Origin of the sequence: Microbacterium sp. K35, assembly GCF_004794375.1 — a bacterium.
Taxonomy (GTDB): Bacteria; Actinomycetota; Actinomycetes; order Actinomycetales; family Microbacteriaceae; genus Microbacterium; species Microbacterium sufflavum.
The window spans coordinates 1-2388 of record NZ_SSDM01000066.1 but is presented as its reverse complement, the minus strand read 5'-3'; the positions used below and the strand labels follow the sequence as shown (position 1 = coordinate 2388).

The window sequence follows — 2388 nt, the reverse complement described above, 5'->3', positions numbered from 1 at the left end:
CTGGACCTCGGGGTAGGCCACGACCGGCGCGGACAGCTCGGCCGACAGCGCCGTGAAGCGCTCCACGCTGCGGGCGCCGGGCCAGTCCGCCGGCAGCATCGACGCGGGCAGCCCGGGGTCGGTGTAGGGCAGCACGCGCCACCGGTCGAGCAGGTGCACATACGCGGCGAACGGCTCGGGCGGCAGCGTGCTGAGCGACGCCTGGAAGGCGAGGTGCTCCGTCCGCAGCGCACCCAGGTCCCACCACTGCGCTGCCGCCTCCACGAGGGTGCCGGCGGGAGCGGGGGCCACGGCGTCGAACAGCGTCGCCCACTGCCGCGCGCCGAGCTCTTCCAGGATCTGCGTCGCCTCGTCGCGCAGGTGACCGGGGCAGATCCACAGGGCGGGCGACACCACGCCCGCGCCGATCCACTGCAGCCGGCGACGCAGCTGATGCCGCACGCTGCGGGCGCTCTCCGGGATCGAGAACGACACCAGGCACCACAGGTCGGTGTCGCCCATCTGCCGCATGGTGAAGATGCGCCGGTCGCCGCGCTCCAGCATGGGCAGCGCCTCCGGGTTCAGGCGGTATCCCGCGGTCTCGCCGCGCTCGGCCAGCAGCAGCCCCTTCTGCTTCAGGCGCGTCACGCCCGTGCGGGCCTGGGCGGCCGGGATCCCCAGCTCGCCCGCGAGGTGCACGAGATGCGCGGCGGAGATCCAGCCGCCGAGGCGCCGCAGATACAGCCCGATCAGCGTCCGCAGCAGCGACGCCGTGCTGCCGGGGCGGGCATCGATGTCGTCGCGCACGGCGGTCGCCGCCGCCTCAGTCGTCATCGGACTCCAGGGCGTCGCGCACGGCCAGCACGCCCGTGATCGTCTCGACGTGCGAGGTGCTGAGCGGGGAGAGTCCGAGGCGGATGCCGTCGGGGAAGCGGAAGTCGGGGATGATGCCGTCCGCCCAGAGCCGGCGGGTGACGTCGCGGAAGTCGGGGTGGCCGATCGTCACATGCCCGCCGCGTCGCGCGGAGTCGCGGGGGCTCAGCAGCCGCACGCCGAGCGGGGCGAGCACCTCGTCGTACGCGCGCACCGCGAGATCGGTCAGCGACTGCGACTTGGCCCGCACCCCCGCGATCGTCGACTGCTCGATCAGGTCGAGCATCCCCTGCATCGCGAGCATCGAGGTGACGGGCGGCGTGCCGCTGAGCAGCTGCCGGATGTCGCCGCTCGGCACGTACTCCGGCCCCATCGCGAAGATGTCCTCCGCGCTCCACCACCCGTGGATCGGCTGCCGGAGCACGCCCTGCAGCCCGTGGCGGAGGTAGGCGAACGCGGGGGAGCCCGGGCCGCCGTTCAGGTACTTGTAGGTGCAGCCGACCGCGAGGTCGACGCCCCACGCGTCCAGCTGCATCGGCACGACGCCGGCCGAGTGGCACAGGTCCCACATCATGAGCGCCCCCGCCTCGTGCGCCGCCGCCGTGATGCCCGGCATGTCCGCCAGCGCGCCCGAGCGGTAGTCCACGTGGCTGAGCGACACGAGCGCGGTGCGGTCGGACACCGCGGCCGTCACGTCGTCCACCGTCACGCCGTGCACCGGGTCGGGTTCCAGCCAGCGGATGGTCAGCCCCGTCTCGGCGGCGACGCCCTCGGCGAGGAACCGGTCGGTGGGGAAGTTGCCCGTCTCGATCACGAGCTCCGTGCGGGCGGGGTCGGCGGCGGCCGCGGCGCGCATGAGCTTGTAGATGAGCACGCTGGTCGAGTCGGCCACCACGGTCTGCCCGGCGGCCGCCCCGAGCGCGACCTCGCCGATGCGGTCGCCCAGGCGCATCGGCAGCGCCATCCACTGCTCGTCCCACGAGCGGATGAGCCGGGTGCCCCAGTCCTCGTGAACGAACGCGGCGAGCTTCTCCGGCATGTCCCGCAGGGGGCGGCCGAGGGAGTTCCCGTCGAGGTAGGCCGTGACCCCCGGCGCCTCGGCGAACGCGTCGAGGTGCGCGGCGAGCGGGTCGGCCGCGTCGAGGGCACGGGCGGCGTCGAGCAGGGCGGCGTCGGAGGAACGGTCGGTCATGTCACACCTTCAGGTCGGCGGCGGTCAGCGGGCGGGCGTCGAACGGATCGGTCGAGCCGTCCGGGAGCAGGAGCAGCAGCGCGCCGGGCTGCCGCGGGTCCACGGGGGCGAGGGCGCGCAGCAGGGCGGCGTCGTCGAGCCCGGCGCGGCGGAGGGCGTCGAGCTCGGCGGGGTGGAGGTCGACCGGGGTGGGGCCGTTGCCCATGTCGGTGCCGTAGAGCACGGTGCCCCCGGCGGCGTGGAACCGTCGCACGTTGTCGACGGCGATGCGCAGGGCGGCGGGGTCGTGGATCGCGAGGGTCGAGATCCAGGAGACCGAGGCCGCGTGGCGGGCGACCTCGGTC

The 2388-nt window shown here is 74.4% G+C and carries 2 protein-coding genes and 1 pseudogene; all 3 read right to left on the bottom strand.

Annotated elements, in window-relative coordinates:
- On the bottom strand, nucleotides 1-813 hold an 813-nt coding region (locus DW299_RS01840; protein ID WP_136035430.1), incomplete at its 3' end, for a PaaX family transcriptional regulator.
- Nucleotides 803-2044, bottom strand: coding sequence for a kynureninase (locus DW299_RS01835; protein WP_136035429.1), 1242 nt, complete (start codon nucleotides 2042-2044; stop codon nucleotides 803-805). The genes DW299_RS01835 and DW299_RS01840, both read right to left, overlap by 11 nt.
- 1 nt (nucleotide 2045) lies before the next feature.
- Nucleotides 2046-2388 (bottom strand): annotated as a pseudogene (locus DW299_RS18790) (amidohydrolase family protein); the annotation flags it as partial.